The organism is Burkholderia sp. Bp8986 (assembly GCF_003854225.1).
In the GTDB taxonomy this organism is placed as follows: Bacteria; Pseudomonadota; Gammaproteobacteria; order Burkholderiales; family Burkholderiaceae; genus Burkholderia.
Map to the genome: position 1 here is coordinate 1 of NZ_QTQM01000144.1, position 1,672 is coordinate 1,672.

Sequence of the window (1,672 nt, forward strand, 5' to 3'; positions counted from 1 at the left end):
AGGGCATTCAATCACGTGGGTCAAAATTCGATGAAAACTACAGCCTCAGGTGGGTCAGTTCTGCGTGGACATCAACACCCGTATATCTCCCGCAAGGGTAGGAGCATCGCAAGATGCGACGATGGATGTGCGGGTATGGGATCGTGGAAAAAGCGAAGGCTCGGTTGTAATGACCGAGATACAGACAGCATGTTTCGTCTGGCCCGAAAGGGAGCCCACTTCCACGAGGTCTTTCATCACGAGACGTATTGATAAACCTTTTGAGGGAGGAAAGCAGATGACTGCATCGTGTTCAGACGCAGGTGCGCCTTCCCACAACCCGGTACAGTGGCACCAGATTGAATGGTCCCGCTGCCATCGAGAAGTGAGAAGGCTGCAAGCACGAATCGTGAAGCCGACGCGCGAAGGTCGCTGGGGTAAGGTGAAAGCCTTGCAATGGCTGCTAACGCATTCGTTTCACGGCAAAGCGCTAGCCGTGAAGCGGGTAACTGAGAATCAGGGTAAGAACACGCCTGGCGTGGATGGGGAAACCTGGTCCACGCCGGAATCAAAGTCCACTGCCATTCTGTCGATGAGGCGACAAGGTTACCGACCGTCACCTCTGCGGCGAATCTATATTCCGAAGCGAAACGGAAAGCTCAGACCTCTGGGTATTCCAACACTTCGTGATCGAGCGATGCAAGCCTTGCATCTGTTGTCACTCGATCCGGTGGCTGAAACGGTTGCCGATGGGTACTCCTACGGCTTTCGTACACACCGCTCTACGGCTGATGCCATAGAGCGATGTTTCGGTGCGCTAGGAAAGAAGGCTTCGCCGCAGTGGGTGTTGGAAGGCGACATCAAAGCTTGCTTCGATAAGATTAGCCATGACTGGTTGCTCGCGAACGTCCGCATGGACCGAACGGTGCTACGGAAGTGGTTGAAGGCAGGCTTTGTGAGCGATGGTGTTTTATCGCCCACTGAGGAAGGTACCCCTCAGGGCGGAATCATCTCCCCGGTACTCGCCAATCTTGCATTGGATGGGTTACAAGCTATGCTTCGGGACAAGTTTGCATGGGTCTCGAAGAACAAGTTGAGGGGGTGTGTCAATCTTGTCCGGTACGCGGACGACTTCGTGATAACGGGGCGTACGAAAGAATTCCTCGAACACGAAGTGCTCCCGGCAGTTGTTGATTTTCTTCGGGGGCGGGGGCTTGAGCTTTCACAGGAAAAGACCCTAATCACGCATATTGACCAAGGTTTTGACTTCCTCGGTCAAAATATCCGGAAGTACGGTGGAAAACTTCTTATTAAGCCGTCGGATAGAAGCGTGCGTTCGCTGATGGAGAAGATTCGAGAGGTGGTCAGGAACAACAAGCAGGTGAAGCAGTCAACGCTCATCCGTTTGTTGAATCCTATCATCAGGGGTTGGGGAAACTATCACCGGCACGTAGTCTCGAAGTGACCTGCCCCCGGTTTTAGTCCGAACTGCAGTTAGAGTCCGAGGTTAAAAACTGCTGCTTGGCGTCGTGTGCCCGGGCGAACTGCGCAGGCGTCAGATAGCCGAGCGAACTATGAGGCCGCTCGGTGTTGTACTCGATGCGCCATTCCTCAATTGCGGTGGACTAGACTAAATCTGACAGTGGTTGGTTTTTCGTGCTGGCGCGCATTGGCGCGGAGGGCGTAGCCCGTA

The 1,672-nt window shown here is 53.9% G+C and carries 2 pseudogenes; one reads left to right on the forward strand and one right to left on the reverse strand.

Annotated features, from left to right (window positions below):
- Positions 1-277 precede the first annotated feature (277 nt).
- A pseudogene (gene ltrA, locus DID99_RS36550) lies at positions 278-1,438 on the forward strand (group II intron reverse transcriptase/maturase); the annotation flags it as partial.
- A 19-nt stretch (positions 1,439-1,457) separates the two neighbouring features.
- Here the strand turns inward: ltrA and DID99_RS38610 are convergent.
- Positions 1,458-1,595, reverse strand: a pseudogene (locus DID99_RS38610) (integrase core domain-containing protein); the annotation flags it as partial.
- Positions 1,596-1,672: the final 77 nt, after the last annotated feature.